This window comes from Pseudomonas sp. PDM01 (assembly GCF_014852325.1).
Lineage (GTDB): Bacteria > Pseudomonadota > Gammaproteobacteria > Pseudomonadales > Pseudomonadaceae > Aquipseudomonas > Aquipseudomonas migulae.
Genome location: NZ_JACVBK010000034.1, coordinates 1 through 231, shown reverse-complemented (window position 1 = coordinate 231; position 231 = coordinate 1). Strand labels below are relative to the sequence as shown.

Genomic DNA, 231 nt, shown 5'->3' with positions numbered 1-231 from the left:
TTGCCCGTGAGGCTTGACCATATAACACCCAAGCAATTTGACTACTCGAAAGAGCATCAGATTGCGGTGTGTGAAGACGCAATGAACCGAAAGTTCGAGAAGCAAACACACAAACTATCGCATACCCAATTCGCTGGAACGTCGCAAGACGCGTCAGCTCAAGAATTTCTTGACGACCATAGAGCATTGGAACCACCTGATCCCATCCCGAACTCAGCAGTGAAACGATGC

1 rRNA gene is annotated in these 231 nt (G+C 48.5%); it reads left to right on the top strand.

The annotated features are described in order from the left end of the window. Window positions 1-168: 168 nt before the first annotated feature. A 5S ribosomal RNA gene (gene rrf, locus IB246_RS29160) occupies window positions 169-231 on the top strand; the annotation flags it as partial.